We start from the raw sequence: 19,713 nt of genomic DNA, 5'->3' as shown, positions 1-19,713 counted from the left end.
ACACACGATGCACCCACGATGCGTGCACGTATGTGCCTGCCCGTTCTGCTCTGCTCCGGTCGGGCCGGGCGGCCGTGGCGTCGTCTCGGTCAGCCGACGTGGACGCGGGGGCGGCGGGCCGGGTCGGGCACCGCGCGGCGCAGGACCTCCCGTGTGACCGGGGCGACTTCACCGTCGCCGAAGACGAGGAACCGCAGCAGGTGGCTGAGGGGGTGGCCCTCGGTCCAGTTGAAGTACGCGTGGGGAACCTCGCCGGTGCGGTCGCGTAGCCGCAGCAGGACCGCGGCGATGGTGTTGGGCACTCCGGCGCCCTGGACGCGCAGGATGCGCACCCCGTAGCGCTCTTCGCCGGTGACGGTGACGTCGGCGGCGAAGTCGGAGGAGTCGCGTACGGTCACTTCGAGGAAGAGGACGGGTCCGCCGCTCGGGATGTGGGTCTCTTCGCGCTGGGTGTACTCCTTGGTCCGGTACTCGGCCGCATCGCGCTCGTCCGGTTCGTTGGCGATGACGCGCAGGGGCCCCGAGAGGGCGGCGTCGTCGATGAGGCGGGCGGCGGCCTCGTCGAAGGTGACGTCGGCGGCGCGCAGCTCGAAGGCGCGGTGGATCCGGGAGGCCAGCGAGGTGAGGAGGATGCCCAGGATGAACAGCGAGGCGATCTTCAGGCCGTCGGGACGCTCGATGACGTTGGTGACCAGGGTGTAGGCGAAGACGAGCGTGATGAAGCCGAAGCCGACGGCGGCCGCGCGGTGGCCCCGGTGGCGGGCGGCGATGGTGGCGGCGAAGGACGCCGACAGCATGAGCACGAGCACACCGGTGGCGTAGGCACCGCCCTGCGCGTCGACGTCGGCGTCGAAGAGGACGGTGACGGTGAAGGCCGTCGCCATGAAGAGCAGTACCAGGGGCCGGACCGCGCGGGTCCACTCCGGCGCCATCCCGTAGCGCGGGAGGTAGCGGGGGACGAGGTTGAGCAGGCCGGCCAGTGCGGAGGCGCCGGCGAACCACAGGATGGCGATGGTCGACACGTCGTACACCGTGCCGAAGGCCTCGCCCAGGTGCTCGTGCGCGAGATAGGCCAGGGCACGGCCGTTGGCCTCGCCGCCCTTCTCGAACTCCTTCGCCGGGATGAGCATCGTGGTGGCCAGGCTGCTGACGAGCAGGAAACCGCTCATCATCAGGGCGGCGGTGGTGAGCAGCTTGCGCGTGTCACGGATCCGCCCGGCAGGCTTCTCGTAGGTGTCGGTGGAATCCCCGAGGACCTGCGGCATGACCGCGACCCCGGTCTCGAAGCCGGACATGCCCAGGGCGAGCCGGGGGAAGACCAGCAGGGCCACGCCGATCATGGCTATGGGGGAGGAGTGCTCGGCGGTCGCGGCCCGCCACCAGTCGTTGACGACGACCGGCTCGCTGACGACCTGCCACGCTGCGCTGGCCAGCACGATGACGTTGAGGACGAGGTACAGCGACACCAGCACCACGGCTACGTCGATCGCCTCGCGGAAGCCCTTGAGGAAGACCGCGCCGAGGGCGGCTATCAGCACCAGGGTGATCCACATGTTGCCGCCGTGCATCCAGTGCGGGGCGAAAGGATTCTCCACCGCGTGCGCCGATGCGTCCGCCGCCGACAACGTGATGGTGATCATGAAGTCGGTGGCGGCGAAGCCGAGCAGCACCAGCACGAACAGCTTCCCCGCCCACCAGGGCAGCAGCCGCTCGAGCATGGCGATCGAGCCTTCGCCGTGCGGGCTCTCCTTCGCCACCCGCCGGTAGACGGGAAGCGCCCCGAGCAGCGTGAGCGCGATCAGCACGAGGGTCGCCAGCGGCGAGAGCAGCCCGGCGGCGATCGCGGCGATGCCCGGCTGATAGCCCAGCGTCGAGAAGTAGTCGACGCCGGTCAGGCACATCACCCGCCACCACCGGTGACCCTTGTGCTCGGCCGGTGGAGTGCCGTGCGGGCCCGGATGGCGAGCCGACTGCTCGCTCAGTCCTTCCAGGAGCCAGGCTCGCCAGGGGCGGGGGACCGGCTCGGGTTTTTCGGGTTCTTTGTCGACCTGTGTGGTGGTCATGCGGTGATCCTCGATTGAGCATTCGGGCAAGGTGGCGAGTATCCATCAGGTCCTCGCCTGCCCGGTCCGCGGGGTTCGCAGCGGTGGAGGCATGCGTCCGTCACGGAGAGTGCCCCTGCCCGTGCCGGCCGCGAGATCACACGTGCGGAGAGCCTTCTCCGGCGCCTCGGCCGTCGGGCCGCTCGCGGTGCGGCGTGGGTTCGCCCCGGCGGACCGAGCCCGGGGCGCGGCGGGCGGGGTGGTCGGCGCGGGAGGAGGAGGTGAGCTGCCAGGGGACGCTGGTGACCATGACGCCGGGGGTGAAGAGGAGCCGGCTCTTGAGCCAGAGTGCCGACTGGTTGTGCAGCAGGTGTTCCCACCAGCGGCCGACGACGTATTCGGGGATGAAGACGCCGACGACGTCCCGGGGGCCGGCGCGGTGGATGGAGCGGATGTACTCGACGACCGGGCGGGTGATCTCGCGGTAGGGGGAGTCGATGACCTTCAGCGGGATGCCGACGTCGAGCTCTTCCCACTGCTGTTGCAGCGCGCGTGACTCCTCGTGGTCGACGGCGACGGTGAGCGCCTCCAGTTGGTCCGGTTTGAAGGCGCGGGCGTAGGCGAGGGCCCGTAGCGTCGGTTTGTGGATGGTCGACACCAGGACGACGGCCGTCACCTTGGACGGCCGGGCGAGTTCGGCGTGCGGGTCGGTGACCGCCAGCTCGGCGGCGGTGGCGTCGTAGTGGCGGCGGATGCCGCGCATCATCGTCCAGAGCACGGCCGCGGCGAGCACGGCCAGCCAGGCGCCCTCGGTGAACTTGGTGGCCAGCACGATGACCAGAACCAGGCCGGTGACCACGGCGCCGATCGCGTTGATGGCCCGGGCCACTCGGGCGTGCCGGCGCACCGCGGGATCGGTCTCGGTGCGCAGGGCGCGGTTCCAGTGCCGGACCATGCCCGACTGGGACAGCGTGAAGGAGGTGAAGACGCCCAGGATGTACAGGTGGATGAGGCTGGTGACGTCGGCCTTGTAGAACCACAGGAGCAGGCCGGCGGCGACGGCGAGGGCCAGGATGCCGTTGGAGAAGGCGAGCCGGTCGCCCCGGTTGTGCAGCTGGCGCGGAAGGTAGCGGTGCTGGGCGAGGATGTCGGCGAGCAGCGGGAAGCCGTTGAAGGCGGTGTTGGCGGCCAGGATCAGCACCAGGGCCGTGGCCGCCTGGACGAAGTAGAAGCCGAAGCTGTGCTCGCCGCCGAAGACGGCGGAGGCCAGCTGGGCGATGACGGTGCGCTGGGTGTACGAGGAGCAGTCGCCCGCGAGGCCGGTCAGCCGGCACGCGTCGTCGGTGATGTGCACCTTGGCGACCAGCGCGAGGGTGGTGACGCCGGCGAACATCACCACCGCGATGGTGCCCATGACCGCCATGGTGGTCGCCGCGTTCTTCGACTTGGGCTTGCGGAAGGCCGGGACGCCGTTGGAGATCGCCTCCACGCCCGTCAGCGCGGTACAGCCGCTGGAGAACGCGCGCAGACACAGCATGATCAGAGCGAAGCCGGCCAGGCCCGCGTCCGCCGGCTCCGCCCGGACGCCGTACCCGGCGCTCTCGGAGACGGGCGCGTGGCCGAGCAGATAGCGCAGCAGCCCGGTGACGACCATGATCAGTACGCCGGTGATGAAGAGGTAGGTCGGGGCCGCGAAGGCCCGGCCGGACTCGCGCATGCCGCGCAGGTTCACCCCCGTCAGCAGGGCGACGAAGCCGATCGCCAGCCCCACCCGGTGACCGGCCAGCCCGGGCACGGCCGAGACGATGTTGTCCACGCCCGAGGCGACCGAGACCGCCACGGTCATCACGTAGTCGACCAGCAGCGAGGCGGCCACCACCAGTCCGGCCGAGGCGCCGAGGTTGGTCGAGGCGACCTCGTACGAGCCGCCGCCGCTCGGATAGGCGTGCACCACTTGGCGGTACGACAGCACCACCACGGCCATCAGCGCGATGACCGCGACCGCGATCCACGGCGTGAAGTGCAGATACGCCAGCCCGCCGAGCGTGAGCACCAGGAGGATCTCCTGGGTGGCGTACGCCACCGACGACAGCGGGTCGGAAGCGAAGATCGGCAGGGCCAGCCGCTTGGGCAGCAGCGTCTCGTGCAGCTCCTCGCTGCGCATGGCCCTGCCGATCGCCAACCGCTTCAGCAACTCCGTCACTCTGGTCACTGTGCGAGCGTATGTCGCATATAGGGTAAATAGGGCTGCGCGCAACGCCGGGGCGGCCCGTATCAGAACGGCGTCAGGAATGCGGTGCGGCGGTTGAACCCGGGGCGGCTGTCTCGTTGACTGGACGACGTGAACAGCTCGCTGCGCCATGACGACCGGCCGCCTCATACGGCGTCGCCGAGTTCTGCGCGCTGCGCCCTGCGCCTTGCCAACTGAGCGCTGTTCGCTGCCCGGCGCTCTTCGAGCGCCCGGTGATGCCTTCCCGTTCGCACGACGGTCCCGCCGCCCGGCGGAGTGCTGTCGCCTTCGTTCACATCCCGGAGTGGATCATCATGTCTGCTGTCTCGCCCGCCTCCCGGACCGTGCTGGTCACCGGTGCCACCTCCGGCATCGGCTGGGAGACCGCCCGATTGCTCGCAGGGCAGGGCTGCACCGTCATCGTGCACGCGCCGGACGTGGCATCCGGGCAGGAAGCCGTCGACCGGCTGGTGGCCTCCGGTGCCGACGCTTCGCACCTGTGCCTGGCCGTCGCGGACTTCTCCCGCCTCGACGAGGTACGGAGCATGGCCGCCCGGATCGCCGACGGGCACCCCACCCTGGACGTCCTGGTCAACAACGCGGCCGTCGCGGCCCCCGAACGCCACACCATGACCGCCGACGGCAACGAACTCTCCCTCCAGGTCAACTTCCTGGCCGCCTACCTCCTCACCCACGAGCTCTCCGGTCCGCTGTCCGCCCGGCCCGGCAGCCGCGTCGTCAACGTCTCCTCCGCCATGCACCGCACGGCCTCCATCGCCTGGACCGACCCCCACCGCGCCAAGCGCTACTCACGCCTCGCCGCCTACGCCCAGTCCCAGCTCGCCCTGACGATCTCCACCCGCGAAAAGGCGCCCTGGACCTCCGTCAGCGTTCACCCCGGCATCTGCGAGACGGCCCTGCTCCCGCTCTATGCGCACGAGGGCGACTCCGCCGCCGAAGGCGCGCAGCGCGTCGCACGACTGTGCGACCCGGCCATTGAGCTCGTCCCGGGCGCCTACTACGACCGCACCGCCCTCTCCCCGGCCGCCCCGGTGGCGATGGAGGAGCGCACGGTCCGCCGCCTGTGCAAGCTCGCCGACCAGCTGCTCGCCAAAGCCGCCTGAGGCCCCGTAACCGAAGGCCTGGCTTCACGCCTTGTGCGGGACCACGGCGACCGGGCAGGACGAGTGGTGCAGAGCCGTGTGGCTGACCCGGCCGAGTTGCAGGCCGAGGTGTCCCTGCCGCCGGGTGGTGCCGAGGACAAGGAGATCGGCTTCGGCGGCCGGTCCGAGCAGCATCCGGTGAGGGGGCCCTTCAAGTACGGTGCGCCGGACGGTGACGTCCGGGTACTCGCTCTGAGCGTCGCTCAAGACCTCGTCGAGGACGGCGGTGGCCGCTTCTTCGTAGGCGCGGGCGGTGTCGTCCAGAACGGCCAGGACGTCCGTGGACGGCTGGGGGCAGCGCCAGGTCCGGACGGCCTGGAGCTCGCATCCGCGTGCCTTCGCCTCACGCAGGGCGTAGCGCACGGCGGACGCCGCTTCGTCGGCCTCGCCGACTCCGACGACCACTTGCCCGCTCATGCCCCGGACGTTGCGCTGTTCGCCGCGTACGACAGTGACCGGGCAGTCTGCACGGCCGGCCACGGCAAGGCTCACCGAGCCCAGAAGCAGCCCCTTGATGACGCCGCGTCCCGAGGACCCGGTCACCAGCGCAGCGGCCTCGCGCGATTCCTTCACGAGGGCTTCCACGGCGTCCTCGGGCACTACGGTGGCGTGGACCTCGAGCTCCGGCGCCCGCTGCCGGGCCCGCTGCTCGGCCGAGCCGATGACGTGCTCGGCCATGATCGCGTCCGCCGGGCGCTCGGTACCGAAGGACGACGCCGGCCCTTCGTAGCGCTCCCACAACGACGAATGGACAACGCGCAGGGGCAGGCCGAGACGGACCGCCTCGTCCACTGCCCAGTCCAGGGCGTCCAAGCTTCCGTCGGAACCGTCGACGCCTACGACCAGGGGAAGCTCCATCGTTCCCACCACCTTGTGCCTCGAATGAGCCGTAGCGGACCTCCGAGTGCAGTGTGTCTCCTGTGCTCTTGGAGTGCTCGGCACTTCACGGCTGGTCATCATCGTTATGGGCCGTTCGGCCCATGGCCGTCGCTGATCCTCTACCCGGTCGGCGCCTGGCAGGTCAGGTCCTCGGCCGGGAGCCTGCCCGTGGTCAGGTAGGCCGTGGCGCTCTTGTCCGCGCAGGAGCCGGTGCCGTAGACGCCGTGTCCCTGCCCGCCTGCGACGGTGACCATCCGGGAGCCGCGCAGGGCCCGGTGCATGCCCTGGCTGACGGCCAGGGGCGTCTGGGGGTCCCACTCGTTCTGCAGGATCAGTGCCCTGACGTCGTTGTTCACCGCTGTCGCGGGCTCGCTGCCCTGCTTCCAGAAGGCGCACGGCTTGATGTTGGACGCGAAGTCGCCGTACAGCGGGTACCGGGCCTTGTCGCGGATCGCGTCGCGGCGGTACTGCTCGGGGTCGTCCGGCCATGACGTGCGGGTGTCGCCGCAGATGACCGCCCAGACGCTCGCGGCTGCGTTGTCCGGGGGAACGTCACGGGCGGACGCCGGCATGGGCGGAAGGGGGCCCTGGCCTCGCCCGGGCGTGCCGGGCGGGGCCGGTTTCCTGCCTTCAGCCGCCTCCTTCAGCTCGGTGACCCATTCGGCGGCGTGCTGAACGTTGAAGAACACGGCGCGCTGAGCACGGATGTCGTCACCGGTGAGGGCCTTCCCTTCGAAGTCGATGCGCTTGTGGTCGGCCCGGGCGATGAGGTCCCAGAAGGTCTTCCGGACCGCGGCCGGGGTGTCACCCAGTTTGTACGTCGTGTGCCGCTGGGCAGTCCATTCGCTCCATCGCGTGAAGGCCGGCTCGGTCCCCTCCGCCATCGCCTGGAAGACGCCCCGTCCGAACCGCGCGGGGTCGGTCGCACTGTCCAGCACGAACCGGTCGGCTCGTTCGGGGAACATCTGCGTGTAGACGGCGCCGAGGTAGGTGCCGTAGGAGAACCCCAGGTAGGAGATTTTCTCCTCTCCCAGCACGGCACGGATGACGTCCATGTCGCGAGCGGTGTTGCGGGTGGTGAGGTGCCGCAGCGTGTCACCCGCCTTGGCCCGGCACTTGCCGGCCACCGTACATGCCCACTCCACGTCCTTCGCGAAGGTCTCGGCCTTGTACGGGCGCTCGAAGTTCTGTTCGTCGTCGGTCAGACCGCAGCTGACGGGAGAGCTCCGCCCGACGCCCCTCGGGTCGAAGCCGATGACGTCGTACTGTCTCTTCACTTCCTCGGGGAGGTTCAATGCCGGGTCGACGGGCATGTCCAGGCCCGGCCCGCCAGGGCCGCCGGGGTTGAGCAGCAGGACGCCGCGACGTTCCTTCGCGCTGCTCGCCTTCAGCCGGGAGATCGCGATGTCGGTCTTCTTGCCGCCGGGATCTCCGTAGTCCAGCGGCACTTGAAGAGTCGCGCACTGAAAGGTGGCCGGGCTCCCTGCGTCACAGCGCTGCCACCGGGGCTCCTGCTGCGCGTACTGCCGCAGAGGGTCCTTGGCTGCAGAGCCCCCGGTTGCGGCAAAGGCTGTCGCTGTAGCGGGTGTCAGCGCCGAAACGAAAGCCGTCGCGATGCCGGCGCTCAGAAGGGACGCTATTCGTCTGTTTCGCACGGTGGTGCTCGTCCTTACTGGGGAGAGGTGAAGGGTTCTTCCGCCTTTCGGCGGTCGGCCGCCGCCGTCCGGTTCCGGCGCGTCGGCGGTGGGCGGGACATGATTCTGGATTCCGGGGTCTCGGACGCGCATCGCTGGAAGGCGGGAGAAAGTGCTCCCTCGATCGGGGGAGGTCACCGGTGAGCCGCCCTGTCATACTGGCCGATGATGATCATGGGTATCCGGCCACTGCTGCGCGGTTCCACGTATTCGGGCGCGCTGTTCGCCTATTGCGGCGCGTTGGCGAGCCTTCCGCTCCTGCCTTTCGCCATGCTGCCGGCGCTGGCGTGGCGATCCGCTCCGTATGGCGTGCAGGTCGTTCTGACCCTGCCGGTCTGGGCGGTACTGATCGGCGTAGCCGGGCTGTCCCGCCCCGCGCGGCGGGTGCTGATCGTGTGCGCCCGTCGGCTGCTGAACGTGCCGTTGCCGGATCCTGTGGCCGCACGCCGGCCCGCGAACTCACCCGAGAACGGGCCGATTCCTACCGCGCCCAGCCCTACCGCGCCGAGTCCCACTGCACCGGCCCCCGCCGCCGACCGTTGGCGCACCCCTCTCTGGCTGCTGCTGCACGTGGCACTCGGGTGGACGGGGGCGCTCGTGAGCGGTGTGCTGCTCCTCGCTGCCCTGACTCTCCCGCTCGGCGCCGAGGCCGGCCTGAGCCTGTTCGGCCGGTCGGTGCGGGTCATGGGCGGCTGGCAGAGCTGGGCGGTGGCGCTCGGCTGCGTGCTGCTGGGCGCGGCCGGGTGCGCTGTGGTGACGGGCACGCTGCGGTGGTCGGCGCCGAGGCTGCTGGGGCCGTCGCCGGCCGAGCGGCTCGCGCTGGCGGCCGAGCGGGAGCTGGCGCTGGCCGAACGTAACCGACTGGCCCACGAGTTGCACGACTCGATCGGGCACACGCTGACGGCGACCACGATCCAGGCGGCGGTGGCGGGCGAGGTGCTCTCCGCCGATCCGGCGGCGGCGCGGTCCGTCTTGCGCAGCATCGAGGAGTCGGCCCGGGCCGCGCTGGAGGACCTGGACTACGTGCTGGGCGTGCTGCGCGAGCAGGAGACGGAGACGGCGCCCACCCGCACCCTGGCCGACCTGCCCGAGCTGCTGGACCGGTTGCGGCACGCGGGAGCGGTGGTGGAGCCGGAGCTGTCGGGCGCATTGACGCAGGTGCAGGGGACGCTCTCCCGGGCGGCGTACCGGATCCTGCAGGAGGGGCTGACGAACGCGCTGCGGCACGGGGCGGGCGGTCCGATCGAGGTCCGTGTGTCGGCCGCGCCGGACGGACTGGAGCTCAGTGTGGTCAACCGGACCGGGGCAGGGGCGAGCACGGGCAAGGGGAAAGACGCGGGCAGGGGCACGGGTCCGGGCCGGGAGGCCTTCCCGACGTCCGGGCACGGCCTGCCCGGGCTGGCCGAGCGCGTGCGGCTGCTGCACGGTGAGATCGAGGCCGGTCCGGACGGGCCGCAGCGCTGGCGGCTGGCGGTCCGGCTGCCGGTACGGTCGTCGGCATGACCGACTCCGCCACCACCGGTCCTACCGGCACTCCCGTCACACTCCTGATCGCGGACGACGACGAGGTGACCCGTAGCGGTCTGCGTATGTTGCTCGCGGCGCAGCCGGGGATCGCCGTGGTCGGGGAGGCCGCCGATGGCGTAGAGGCGGTCGAGCAGGTGCGGCGGGTGCGGCCGGACGTCGTCCTGATGGATGTGCGGATGCCGCGTCGCAACGGGATCGAGGCCACCCGGCAGCTGCTGGCCGAGTCGGCCGCGCCGCCGAAGGTCGTGGTGATCACCACGTTCGAGAACGACGACTACGTCACCGCCGCGCTCAGTGCGGGGGCCAGCGGGTTCGTCCTCAAGCGGCTTCCGGTCCGGCAGATCGCGGAGGCGGTGCGGGTGGTGGCGGCGGGGGAGGCGATCCTCTTCCCGGCGGCACTGCGCCGGATGGTCACCGCCCGCCCGCTGGACTCCGCCGAGGCGTTGCCGCAGGCGGCACTGACGGGGCGTGAGGAGGAAGTGCTGCGGTTGATGGCCACCGGTCTGTCCAACCCGGAGATCGCGGAGTCGCTCACGGTGAGCCTGGAGACGGCGAAGACGCACGTGGGGAACGTGCTGACCAAGCTCGGCGCGCAGAACCGTACCCACGCGGTAGTGATCGCGTACGAGTCCGGTCTGGTGGTACCGGGGTTCGCCGGCTGACGCGATCCGACAACGAAGCCCCTCTCCCGGAGACAGGAGAGGGGCAGGAGATCACTTCTTCCGGCGCTTGCGGGGCGCGGGCACCATCGGCGTCTCGGTTTCGCGGGCGGCGGCGAAGAAGGGCGCCATTACCTCCTCGTACTGCTTCAAGGATTCGGGCCCCAGGTCGATTTCGAGCCACTTGGGCACCTGGATTTCCTTGATCTCCGTGACCGGGGAACCGTCATCGTCCAGCTCCCCCGTCAGGTCCTCCATTTCCTCGGCCACCGTCACGGCGAACTTGACCGTGGTGAGATTGTCCGTCACCTCCGGGGCGAGGTCATCGAAGTCGATCCGCTGGACGAAAATCGTCGTCGTGATCGTCTGACCACCGACCTCAATTGTCTTAACTCCTTCTTCCACGTTGGGCTGACCCTTGTGGGATTCGTCTACCTCGATGAATTTGGTGCCCATGGACGGCGCCTCTCCTTGGTGCTGGTGTGTGCGTAAAGTCTAGTGGAGCAGGGGCTGTTGACGCCAATTCAGAGGAGTGCTGTCCCGCCCTCGGACGGGTGCCCGCCTGCCGCTGACCAGCAAGGGCGCAAACCGGGTGGGCGTGGGAGGGAAAGGGTTTTCCGAAACCGTCGGCAATCTGACCGGTGAGCCCTTTTCGTGCGTCCGGAAAGCGCTGCTGTCGGTATGTTCAGTGCGGCCGGTGGTGAGCGGGGGCTTCGGCGGCGGCCTTGAGGTCGCGCAGCCATGCTTCGAGGCCTTGGCGGAGGATCTCCGTCGCGGTGGGAACGTCGGCTTCGACCTCGGCGCCGGTGTGGGTCTCTTCGGTGCTCACCCGGACGCCGCCCTTGACCTTGGTGAAGTTCCATACGTGGACGCCGTCGATGCGCAGTCCTTCGCCGACTGCGGGGCCGGTCCAGCGGATGCAGGAGTCGCGCCTGAGCTGCTCGACGGTCGAGGTGATGTCCAGGCGGGTGGCGGGAGTCGTGGGGTTGGGCGGTACCGGGGACGTCCACCGGAACACCGAACCCTTGCGGAACGGGCCGTGGTCGAGGCGCTCCGCAGTCGTGACGGCGCCGTGCCAGGACGGCCAGCGCTCCACGTCGGTCTGCAGCTTCCAGACGGTGCGCAGCGGAGCGTCGATCACGGTCTCGGCCCGGTGGCGGACGAGGGCGTCGCGGTCGACGCCCTCCCCGCGGCAGGTGAGGGGCTTGGCGGGGCGGGAGGTGGCGGCCCCGGCCGGCGCGGCGGCGGTGCCGAGGATGCCGATGGCGACGAGCGGGGCGGTGAACAGGGCGGCGCGGATGCGGGTGCTACGGGTCCTGCGGGTGCCGTACATGGTGTTCCCCTTGTCTGCTGGCACGTCGAGCGTGACATGGGCGGGCGCCCGGCGACGGTCCTGCACACCACGCCGGTGATGGCTTCCGGCCGTCTCGCGCGTCTGTTCCGGTGAGCGTCGCAGTGACGTGGTACGACGTTGCCTGGCACGCGACACCACGGAGGACGCCATGACGACCGCGCCCGGCAATGCGAGCAGCGACCTCCCCGGTAAGCCGCCGGTCGTCGACCTGGCCACCTGGCAGGCGGCGCGCGAGGAGCTGCTGGTCCGCGAGAAGGCGCACACCCATGAGGGCGACGCGATCGCCGCGGCCCGGCGGCGGCTGCCGATGGTCGAGCTCGACGGCACGGTCGAGGTCACCGGCGCCGACGGACCGGTCCCGTTCCTCGACCTGTTCCAGGGGCGCGACGAGCTCGTGGTCTACCAGCACATGTGGTACGACGGCGCGCCGCACCAGGGGCAGTGCGAGGGCTGCACCACCACGGCCTGGCACGTGAAGGACGCCGTCTACCTCAACGCCCGGGGCGTCTCGTTCGCCGTCCTGACCTCGGGCCCGTGGGACGAGGTGGCTCGCTACGTCGAGTTCATGGGATACACCCAGCCCTGGTACTCGGTGCGGGGTGTGGAGGCGCCGATCGGCGGGAGAAATGGGGCACATCGTCTGCTTCCTGCGTGACGGCGACCGCGTGTTCCTCACCTACTCCACGACGGGCCGTGGCAACGAGCGGGTCAACGGGTCCCTCGGTCTGCTCGACATGACGCCCTACGGCCGCGGCGAGGCATGGGAGGACAACCCCGAAGGTTGGCCCGTGATCGGCAATGTCCGCGAGGGGTACCCGTCCGAGGGCCGCCAGGCCTGCTGGTACTGGCGCTCGGACGCCGACGGCGTCGCCACCTGGGGCCCGACCAGCCGGCCCGTGCCGCAGTGGACCCGACCCGGCGCGACCCCCGTGGAGACCCTCGGCCGTTCCCAGGAGTGAGCGAACCGTACGGCGTCCGGCTGAAATCCGGCCAATATCGGATGGGTTGATCTTCGTTCGAGCTGTAGCGGATCACTGGCGACTTTAGGTTAGCCTTACCTGCCATGACCCTCGTTCATCTGGCCGACTCGGCCGGCTATGCCATGCCTCCGATCTGGAGAATTCTCACTAAATCCGGCTATTTCATTGGCCTGTCCGCGGCCATCGGCGCCACGGTGACATACGCGGCGGCAGTCCGCCCGGCGCTTCGTGCCACGGAGAGCGAGCGCGGCGATGCCGCTGCCATGCGCCGCCGGATGGCCGGATATCTCGCTTGGGCCGGGATCGTCCTGCTAGTGGCCGGATATTTCCAGCTCGCCGCCCGCGTGGCCCGAGCAGGCAAGGGGACGCCCTTCGGTGACGCCCTCGCGCCCGGGCGGATCTGGCATTTCCTCCAGGCTCCGGCGGCGAAGGGGGCATGGGTGGCGCAGGGCACGATCTACCTGGTCCAGAACACCGTCCTGGTCCTGGCGTCCGCCGCGCTGATCGCGCTGTTCGTCCCGCGGGTGCGCCGTCACCTGAACACTCTCGCGCTGACCGCCCTGCCCCTCTCGCTCGCGGTGTCGCTCACCGCGGCGATACCGGCCACCGCGCCGAAGAACACCGACAAGGTGCTCGACATCCTGTTCAGCCAGGCCCACATCATCGGTGGCACGGTGTGGGTCGGCGGTCTGGCCCTGCTCGCCGTCCTCGCCGGCACCCGCGGGCGGCTGAGTGAGAACGCCGGCGTTCTGTGGGCCGACCTCTGGCGTCGCTTCAGTCTCGTCGCCTTGGTCTGCGTCGGCGCGGTGCTGATCTCCGGCCTCTGGATGAGCTGGAAGCACGTCGGCTCGATCGGGCAGCTGTGGACGACCACCTACGGCCTGTTCCTCCTCCTCAAGATCGTGTTGACCCTTGCCATGGTCGCGGCCGGCGGCGTCAACCAGTTCTGGCTGATGCCGCGCATCGCTCAGGCCCGCCGCGCGAATTCCACGGCCTCCCTCCTGCGTCTGACGCTGGAGCACTTCCCGAAGGTGGTCTGGGCCGAGGTCGTCCTCGGCCTCGCCGTCCTGGCCGTCGTCCCCTTCCTCAGCGGCTCCGCCCGCTCCGAGGCCGGCAGCCCTCCGCCCGTCGCGAACGGCAGCATCTTCGCCGTGGGCGCCGTACTGGCCCTCACCCTGGCGGCTTCGTTCTACGCCACGGTCAAGACGTCCGAGGCGCTCTCCCGGCGCGAGGTCCTGGCCGCGGCCACGGCCTGACGAGGGGCAGCGTCACGCGCGTGGCACCGCAACGGGCCGGCCGCCGGAAAGGCGGCCGGCCCGCAGTCATTCCCGGGAGGCGTGATCTCACACCCGAGCCCCTCCCGTTCCCGGAGCCCCTCCCGTTTCCGGCGTGCCGGCGGGGAGGGCCACCAGGCGCAGGGCCCGGTCGCGGTCGCGGGTGTCGAGGGCGTCGATGAGGGCGGCGTGGCGGTCGTGCCGGGCGTGAAGGGTTTCGGGGGTGGCGTCGGGCTCGGCGAGTTCGGCGATCGTCAGCAGGCCGTCGTACAGCGAACGCAGCAGGGTGCTGGGGCTGAGGGCGGCGAGGCGGGTGCGCAGCAGCCGGTCGGCGTGAGCGAAGGCGGCCGGGTCGGCGGCGCCGGCCGCCTCGGCCAGGGCGGCCAGGTGCGGCCGCAACTCGGCGACGTCGGCGGGGGAGGCGTGCCACAAGGCGTCCTCGACGAGCAGGGGGTCGAGGGCGTCGCGGATGCGCAGGGCCTCGTCGGGGTGCTGCGCGTCCAGGGCCTGGGGCCAGGCGTCCAGACGTCTGGCGGGGGGCGGTTGGGCGGCGAAGAGCCCGCCGCCGGGGCCGGGGCGAACGGTGACCAGGCCGCGCGCCTGGAGGAGACGCAGAGCCTCGTTGAAGGTGCCGACGGACACTCCGCATTCGGTGCGCAGTTCGTCCTTGGTGCCGAGGCGGGCGCCCGCCTCGGTGCGGGTGATGCGTTCGGCGATGCGCTCGGCGGCCATCTCGGCGCGGGAGGCCGACGAGGGGCGCTCCCAGTCGTCGCGGCGCAGGGCGGGGGGTTCGGTGCTGTCACGCGCGTGGCTCATGTCGCGCCCGCCTGTGCGATGGTCTGCGGTTCCCACAGCGCCTCCTCGGTCCCTCGGTCCTCGACGACCGGTCCTCGACAACCCACCGGAATTGATTATGACGAATAGCATCGCACCTCTTGACGCCTTTCGTAAACCGCGTGCATGATCACCGTAATCATCATGATGATTAGAGGGGAGCGGGCATGATGATCGAGCAGGACTTCCGCGACGCGATGGCCGGGGTCTGTGCCCCGGTGACGATCGTGACGGCCACCGAGGACGAGGTCCCGTACGGGGTCACGGTCAGCGCCTTCACCTCGCTGTCGCTCCGCCCCGCGATGGTTTCGGTGGCGCTGGACCGTTCTTCCGCCGTCCTCGCACGCATCCTCGCGACCGGGCGGTTCGGAGTGAACGTGCTGGGCCGCGACCAGGACGAGCTGGCCAGGACCTTCGCCCGCCGCGTGCCCGACCGCTTCGCCGCGTCCGGGGTGCCCTGGACTGACGACCACGGGCTGCCGCGGCTGACCGGCGCACCGGGCTGGCTCGTGTGCGAGCTCCGCTCGGCGATCGAGGGCGGCGACCACCTGCTGCTCCTCGGCGACGTCGCACACGTCCGTACGGCCAAGGCCGCACCTCTCGTCTACAGCCACCGCACCTTCGGCACCCACTCCGCGTTCGCGCGGTGAACCTCAGTCAGGAGATTCAGATGACCACCATGCATTCCCGTTCCGTGCCGTCCGCCGTCCCGTCTGTCCGCGTCCCCGCCCAGGGCCCGTCCCGTGCCGAGCTCGTGGCGCGGGCGGAGGCGCTGCAGCCGCTGCTGCGCGAACACGCCGCCCGGATCGACGCGGACCGGCAGGTGACCGACGAAGTGATCGACGCGCTGGCGCAGGCCGGGCTGTTCAAGCTGACCGTGCCGCGGCGCTTCGGGGGCTACGAGAGCGATGTACGCACCCTGCTCGACGTGACGGCCGCGATAGCCGAGGGCGACGGCTCGACGGGCTGGGTGGCCGCCGTGGTCAACACCTGCAACTGGCTCGCCGCGCTCTTCCCCGAGCAGGCGCAGGAGGAGGTCTTCGGCGCCGGCCCCGACGCCCGGGTCACCGGGGTGTTCAGCCCGACCGCCACCAGCAGCAAGGTCGAGGGCGGCTGGCGGATGTCCGGACGCTGGTACTACAACTCCGGCTCCTCGCACTCCTCGTGGGCCATCCTCGGCATGCCCCTCACCGACGAGAACGGCGAGGTGGTCGACCAGGCGATGGCCCTGGTGCCGCGGTCCGACCTGACGCTGGAGGACACCTGGTTCGTCGCCGGGCTGCGCGGCACCGCCAGCAACTGCCTGATCGCCGAGGACGTCTTCGTGCCCGAGCACCGGGTGATGTCCGTGCCGAGCGCCATCGAGGGCGACGTCCCCGCCGACCACGGCCCGACCGGTCTGTTCCGCACCGCGTTCGCCCCGCTCCTGGCCGTGGGCCTGGCCGGACCCCAGCTCGGCCTGGGGCGCGCCGCACTGAAGCTCGTCACCGAGAAGGCCGCGACCAAGCCGATCTCGTACACGTACTACGAGACCCAGGCGGCGTCGGTCGGCGTCCAGCTACAGGTCGCCGAGGCCGCCATGAAGATCGACACCGCTCATCTGCACGCGCACCGGGCCGCCGCCGACCTCGACACGGCCGCGGCGCAGGGCGACGATCTCGACCTGCTGACCAGGGCGCGGGTGCGCGCCGACACCGGGCACGCCGTCGACAACCTCATGTCCGCCATCAACACCCTGCTCAATGTGCACGGCGCCGGATCCTTCGCGGACGTCAACGCGCTGCAGCGGATCTGGCGCGACGCGAGCGTGGCCGGCCGGCACGCGGCGTCCACGCCCGCGGTGGGCATGGAGATCTACGGGAAGGTGCTGCTCGGGGTCGAGGAGCGGATCACTCCGTTCGTCTGACCCGTTCGCTGGACCCGTTTGTCTGCTCCGTTCGTCTGACCGGCCTCCCGGCGTCATGGGGAGGACTGCCACTCACGGCACCAGCCCCGACCGCTTCGCCAGCAGTACGGTGGACACCCGGTTGTTGGTGCCGAGCTTCCGGTAGACCTTCTCCAGGTGGCGGTTGACCGTATGCGGGGAGATGAGCAGACGGCGGGCGATGCCCTCGGCCGTCAGGCCCTCCGTCAGCAGACCCAGCACCGTCAGCTCGCGCGGCGTCAGGTCGTGCGCGGCGGGAGCGGGGAGCGGCACGGCGGCGTGGAGACGGCGGAGCTCGCGGGTGTGGCTGTCGGCGGTGAGGAGCAGGGGCTGGATACGGGCCGCCAAGGCGAGGTCGCGTTCGGTGAACTCGTCCTCCCGTCCCAGGATGAGGGCGCGCAACGCCTGCGGGTCGCCGGGGGTGGGCAGGCCGAGCTGCTCCCCACCCCCGTGATCACGGGCCGAGTCGTGCCACTCGGAATGCCGCCACCTCTCGCTGATGCGGCTCATGATGACCGGGCACGTGCCGCCGGACGCCACGTGGAGGGCCAAGGGGTGCTGAGCCGGGGTGTCGTGGCGTTCGGCGAGCTCGAGGACCATGGGGCCTTGGGATTCCGGTGCCCAGGCTTCCGTCCGAAGGACGCGTTCAGTGGTGTAAAGGCCGGCGAAGGACACCGCGCTGCAGTCGAAGGCTTCCAGCAAGTGCCTGGTGATCAGCGGCCATGTCGCCTCCGGGTCGGCGTTCCCGAGGACCGCCACCACGAGGTCCAGTATGCGCTCGTAGTCCCGTACGCGAAGCTGTGCCATACAAGGGAGTCTGCGAGGTGCCTCCTCGGGGCACAAGGCCCTCTTGTTCCGCCGTGGTACGGCTGCAGTTGCAGTTCGGCTGCAGCCGTCTCCCCTCGGCATGACTCAGATCAAGGGCGCGGCCGGCGTCAGGAGCTCGTGAGGATGACGAGTTGCCGGGTCGCCCGGGTCATCGCGACGTAGTGGTCGACGGCTCCTTCGATACCCTCGCCGAACCTCTCCGGGTCGATGAGGACGACCAGATCGAACTCGAGTCCCTTCGTCAGCTCCGGAGCCAGCGACCGGACGCGGGGCGTCGCCCGGAACGTGGGATCGCCGATGACGCAGGCGATGCCGTCGGCGTTCTCGGCGAGCCAGGAGCCGAGGACCGAGTCCAGATCCGCGACGGATCCGTGGGTGACGGGGATGCCGCTGCTGCGGATGGAGGTCGGCACGTTGGCGTCCGGGAGCTCGGCCCGGATGACCAGCTCGGCTTCCGCCATGACCTCTTCCGGCGTGCGGTAGTTGACGCTCAGGGAGGCCGAGGTGATCCGGTCGAGCCCGACCCGCTCGAGCCGTTCCTGCCACGACTCCGTGAACCCGTGCCTGGCCTGGGCGCGGTCACCGACGATGGTGAAGCTCCGGGACGGGCAGCGGAGCAGCAGCATCTGCCACTCGGCGTCGGTCAGTTCCTGGGCCTCGTCCACGACGATGTGCGCGAAGGGGCCGGCGAGCAGGTCCGGTGTGGTGCCGGGCAGCGCGCTCTCGTCGATCAGGGTGTCCTGCAGGTCCTTTCCGTGCAGCATCCCCACCGCGCCTTCGCTCTCGTCGATCTCGACGTTCTGCAGCAGGCCGGCGATGGCGTCGGCCCGGCGCGCACGCTCGGCGGCGACGGAGACCTCGTGCCGGCGCTTGCGCGCGGACGCCTTCGGGTCGCCGAGCCGCTGCCGCGCCGCGTCCAGCAGCGGCAGGTCGGACGCCGTCCAGGCCTGGGCGTCCTGGCGCTGCAGTGTGCGCACGTCCTCGGGGCTGAGCCACGGAGCGCACTTGCGCAGGTAGGCGGGCACCGACCACAGGTCACCGACGAGGTCACTCGCTTCGAGCATCGGCCAGGCCCGGTTGAGGGCCCTGATCAGCTCCCGGTTCTGCAGCAGCGACCTGCGGAGCAGCTCGGGCGGGGCGTCGCTGTCGTCCTTGTCGATCAGGATCGTGAGCAGCTCCTCCCATATCTGCTCGTGCGCCTCATTGTGTGGAGTGCCCGATTCCACCGCTTCGAACGCCGCCGCCCATTCGTCGGCGCTCAGCCGGATGTCGGACCAGTGGGTGGTGACCGTCATCCCCTTGGCGGGCGGCTCCTCGTAGAACCTGACGGCCGGTTCGATCGCCTTCACCATGTCCGCGGACGACTTCAGAAGGGCCACGCCCGGGTCGGTCTCGACCGCTGCTCCGGCTCCCTCGGGGACGAGGTCGCGCAGGGTGCAGGTCTGCACGCCCTCCTCGCCGAGGCTGGGCAGCACATCCGCGACGTAGGCGAGGTAGGGCTGGTGCGGGCCGACGAAGAGCACGCCGCCCCGGCGGTGCCCGAGGCGGGGGTCGGAGTAGAGGAGGTGGGCGGCGCGGTGCAGAGCGACGACGGTCTTGCCCGTACCCGGACCGCCGTCCACGACGAGGGCGCCGCGGGAGCCCGCCCGGATGACGGCATCCTGGTCGGCCTGGATGGTGGCGAGCACGTCGCGCATCCGGGCCGACCGGTTACTGCCCAGGCTGGCGATGAAGGCGGACTGGTCGTCGAGCGCGGCGTGCCCCTCGAGCCCGTCGGCGGTGAACACCTCGTCCCAGTAGTCGCTGATCCGGCCGCGGGTCCAGCGGTACCTGCGGCGGCTCGCCAGCCCCATCGGGTTGGCGTGCGTCGCCGCGAAGAACGGCTCGGCCGCGGGGGAGCGCCAGTCGAGCAGCAGCCGGCGCCCCGTGCTGTCGGTGAGGCCGAGACGCCCGATGTACACGGGCTCGGGGCTGTCCGCAGGGACGAAGTGCCCCAGGCACAGGTCCAGGCCGAAGCGGCGCAGGGTGCGCAGGCGACCGGTCAGGCGGTGGATCTCCGCGTCGCGGTCCATCGCCTCCCGGCCGATGCCGCCGGGCGCCTTGCGCTCGGCCTCCAGGCGGGCGGACAGCTCGGCGATCGACTGCTCGAGACTCTCCGAGATGGCCGCGAAGTGCTGCTCGTCGCCGCCGATCAAGGCCTGATCGGCCTTGGGGGAGAGGCGGTCGGGAAGGTCGAACGCGCTGGTGGTCAACACATGCACTTCGTGGATCTCCTGTTTCTGCAGGTCATGACCTTGGATCCGCGATTGTGCCCCACGACGGGGG

The 19,713-nt window shown here is 70.6% G+C and carries 15 protein-coding genes and 1 pseudogene; 7 read left to right on the top strand and 9 right to left on the bottom strand.

The annotated features are described in order from the left end of the window. Nucleotides 1–89: 89 nt before the first annotated feature. On the bottom strand, nt 90–2,063 hold the full coding sequence (locus IE241_RS09470) for an APC family permease (protein WP_190021224.1): 1,974 nt from the start codon (nt 2,061–2,063) through the stop codon (nt 90–92). A 136-nt stretch (nt 2,064–2,199) separates the two neighbouring features. Continuing rightward, nucleotides 2,200–4,206, bottom strand: a complete 2,007-nt coding sequence (locus IE241_RS09465; protein ID WP_373300642.1) for an APC family permease — start codon at nt 4,204–4,206, stop codon at nt 2,200–2,202. A gap of 380 nt (nt 4,207–4,586) precedes the next feature. Between IE241_RS09465 and IE241_RS09460 the strand changes: the two genes are divergently transcribed. Next, nucleotides 4,587–5,396: an SDR family NAD(P)-dependent oxidoreductase gene (locus tag IE241_RS09460; RefSeq protein ID WP_190021222.1), complete on the top strand. Its 810-nt coding sequence runs from the start codon at nt 4,587–4,589 to the stop codon at nt 5,394–5,396. Between the two features lie 24 nt (nt 5,397–5,420). On the opposite strand, the gene IE241_RS09455 is transcribed toward IE241_RS09460, so the two are convergent. Further along, nucleotides 5,421–6,293, bottom strand: a complete 873-nt coding sequence (locus IE241_RS09455; RefSeq protein ID WP_190021221.1) for a universal stress protein — start codon at nt 6,291–6,293, stop codon at nt 5,421–5,423. A 140-nt stretch (nt 6,294–6,433) separates the two neighbouring features. Beyond that, nucleotides 6,434–7,969: an alpha/beta hydrolase gene (locus IE241_RS09450; protein ID WP_229899023.1), complete on the bottom strand. Its 1,536-nt coding sequence runs from the start codon at nt 7,967–7,969 to the stop codon at nt 6,434–6,436. A 207-nt stretch (nt 7,970–8,176) separates the two neighbouring features. Between IE241_RS09450 and IE241_RS09445 the strand changes: the two genes are divergently transcribed. Beyond that, nucleotides 8,177–9,511 (top strand): sensor histidine kinase, encoded by a 1,335-nt coding sequence (locus IE241_RS09445; protein ID WP_190021499.1) that lies wholly within the window; start codon nt 8,177–8,179, stop codon nt 9,509–9,511. Next, the gene (locus tag IE241_RS09440; protein WP_190021219.1) at nt 9,508–10,197 is read left to right on the top strand and encodes a response regulator transcription factor; all 690 of its coding nucleotides are present in this window, start codon (nt 9,508–9,510) and stop codon (nt 10,195–10,197) included. Before IE241_RS09445 ends, IE241_RS09440 begins: the two co-directional genes overlap by 4 nt. A 51-nt stretch (nt 10,198–10,248) precedes the next feature. On the opposite strand, the gene IE241_RS09435 is transcribed toward IE241_RS09440, so the two are convergent. Both IE241_RS09435 and IE241_RS09430 read right to left on the bottom strand, forming a co-directional pair. Beyond that, nucleotides 10,249–10,650, bottom strand: a complete 402-nt coding sequence (locus IE241_RS09435; RefSeq protein ID WP_190021218.1) for a hypothetical protein — start codon at nt 10,648–10,650, stop codon at nt 10,249–10,251. Nucleotides 10,651–10,879: 229 nt separating this feature from the next. Further along, nucleotides 10,880–11,527 (bottom strand): SRPBCC family protein, encoded by a 648-nt coding sequence (locus IE241_RS09430; RefSeq protein WP_190021498.1) that lies wholly within the window; start codon nt 11,525–11,527, stop codon nt 10,880–10,882. A 169-nt stretch (nt 11,528–11,696) separates the two neighbouring features. On the opposite strand from IE241_RS09430, the pseudogene IE241_RS09425 reads away from it, so the two are divergent. Then, a pseudogene (locus tag IE241_RS09425) lies at nt 11,697–12,507 on the top strand (DUF899 domain-containing protein). Nucleotides 12,508–12,611: 104 nt separating this feature from the next. After that, entirely contained in the window at nt 12,612–13,784 is a 1,173-nt protein-coding gene (locus IE241_RS09420) for a CopD family protein (protein ID WP_190021217.1), read from the top strand. An 87-nt stretch (nt 13,785–13,871) separates the two neighbouring features. Here IE241_RS09420 and IE241_RS09415 read toward each other — a convergent pair whose 3' ends face one another. Beyond that, nucleotides 13,872–14,618 carry a FadR/GntR family transcriptional regulator gene (locus IE241_RS09415; RefSeq protein ID WP_190021216.1) on the bottom strand — a complete coding sequence of 249 codons (747 nt, stop codon included), beginning with the start codon at nt 14,616–14,618 and terminating at the stop codon, nt 13,872–13,874. Between the two features lie 185 nt (nt 14,619–14,803). Here IE241_RS09415 and IE241_RS09410 point away from each other — a divergent pair, with 185 nt between their 5' ends. Together IE241_RS09410 and IE241_RS09405 are read left to right on the top strand one after the other, a co-directional pair. Continuing rightward, a complete protein-coding gene (locus IE241_RS09410; RefSeq protein WP_229899020.1) occupies nt 14,804–15,286 on the top strand; it encodes a flavin reductase family protein in 483 nt (160 codons plus the stop codon). 20 nt (nt 15,287–15,306) lie between these two features. Then, a complete protein-coding gene (locus IE241_RS09405; protein ID WP_190021215.1) occupies nt 15,307–16,542 on the top strand; it encodes an acyl-CoA dehydrogenase family protein in 1,236 nt (411 codons plus the stop codon). A gap of 72 nt (nt 16,543–16,614) precedes the next feature. Here IE241_RS09405 and IE241_RS09400 read toward each other — a convergent pair whose 3' ends face one another. Both IE241_RS09400 and helR read right to left on the bottom strand, forming a co-directional pair. Next, on the bottom strand, nt 16,615–17,367 hold the full coding sequence (locus tag IE241_RS09400; protein ID WP_190021214.1) for a helix-turn-helix transcriptional regulator: 753 nt from the start codon (nt 17,365–17,367) through the stop codon (nt 16,615–16,617). Between the two features lie 128 nt (nt 17,368–17,495). Next, nucleotides 17,496–19,649 carry an RNA polymerase recycling motor ATPase HelR gene (gene helR / locus IE241_RS09395; protein ID WP_190021213.1) on the bottom strand — a complete coding sequence of 718 codons (2,154 nt, stop codon included), beginning with the start codon at nt 19,647–19,649 and terminating at the stop codon, nt 17,496–17,498. Nucleotides 19,650–19,713: the final 64 nt, after the last annotated feature.

The sequence above is a fragment of the Streptomyces hiroshimensis genome (genome assembly GCF_014650335.1).
Classification (GTDB): domain Bacteria; phylum Actinomycetota; class Actinomycetes; order Streptomycetales; family Streptomycetaceae; genus Streptomyces; species Streptomyces hiroshimensis.
The sequence above is the reverse complement of the archived record's forward strand: the minus strand, read 5'-3'. Positions and strand labels throughout refer to the sequence as shown.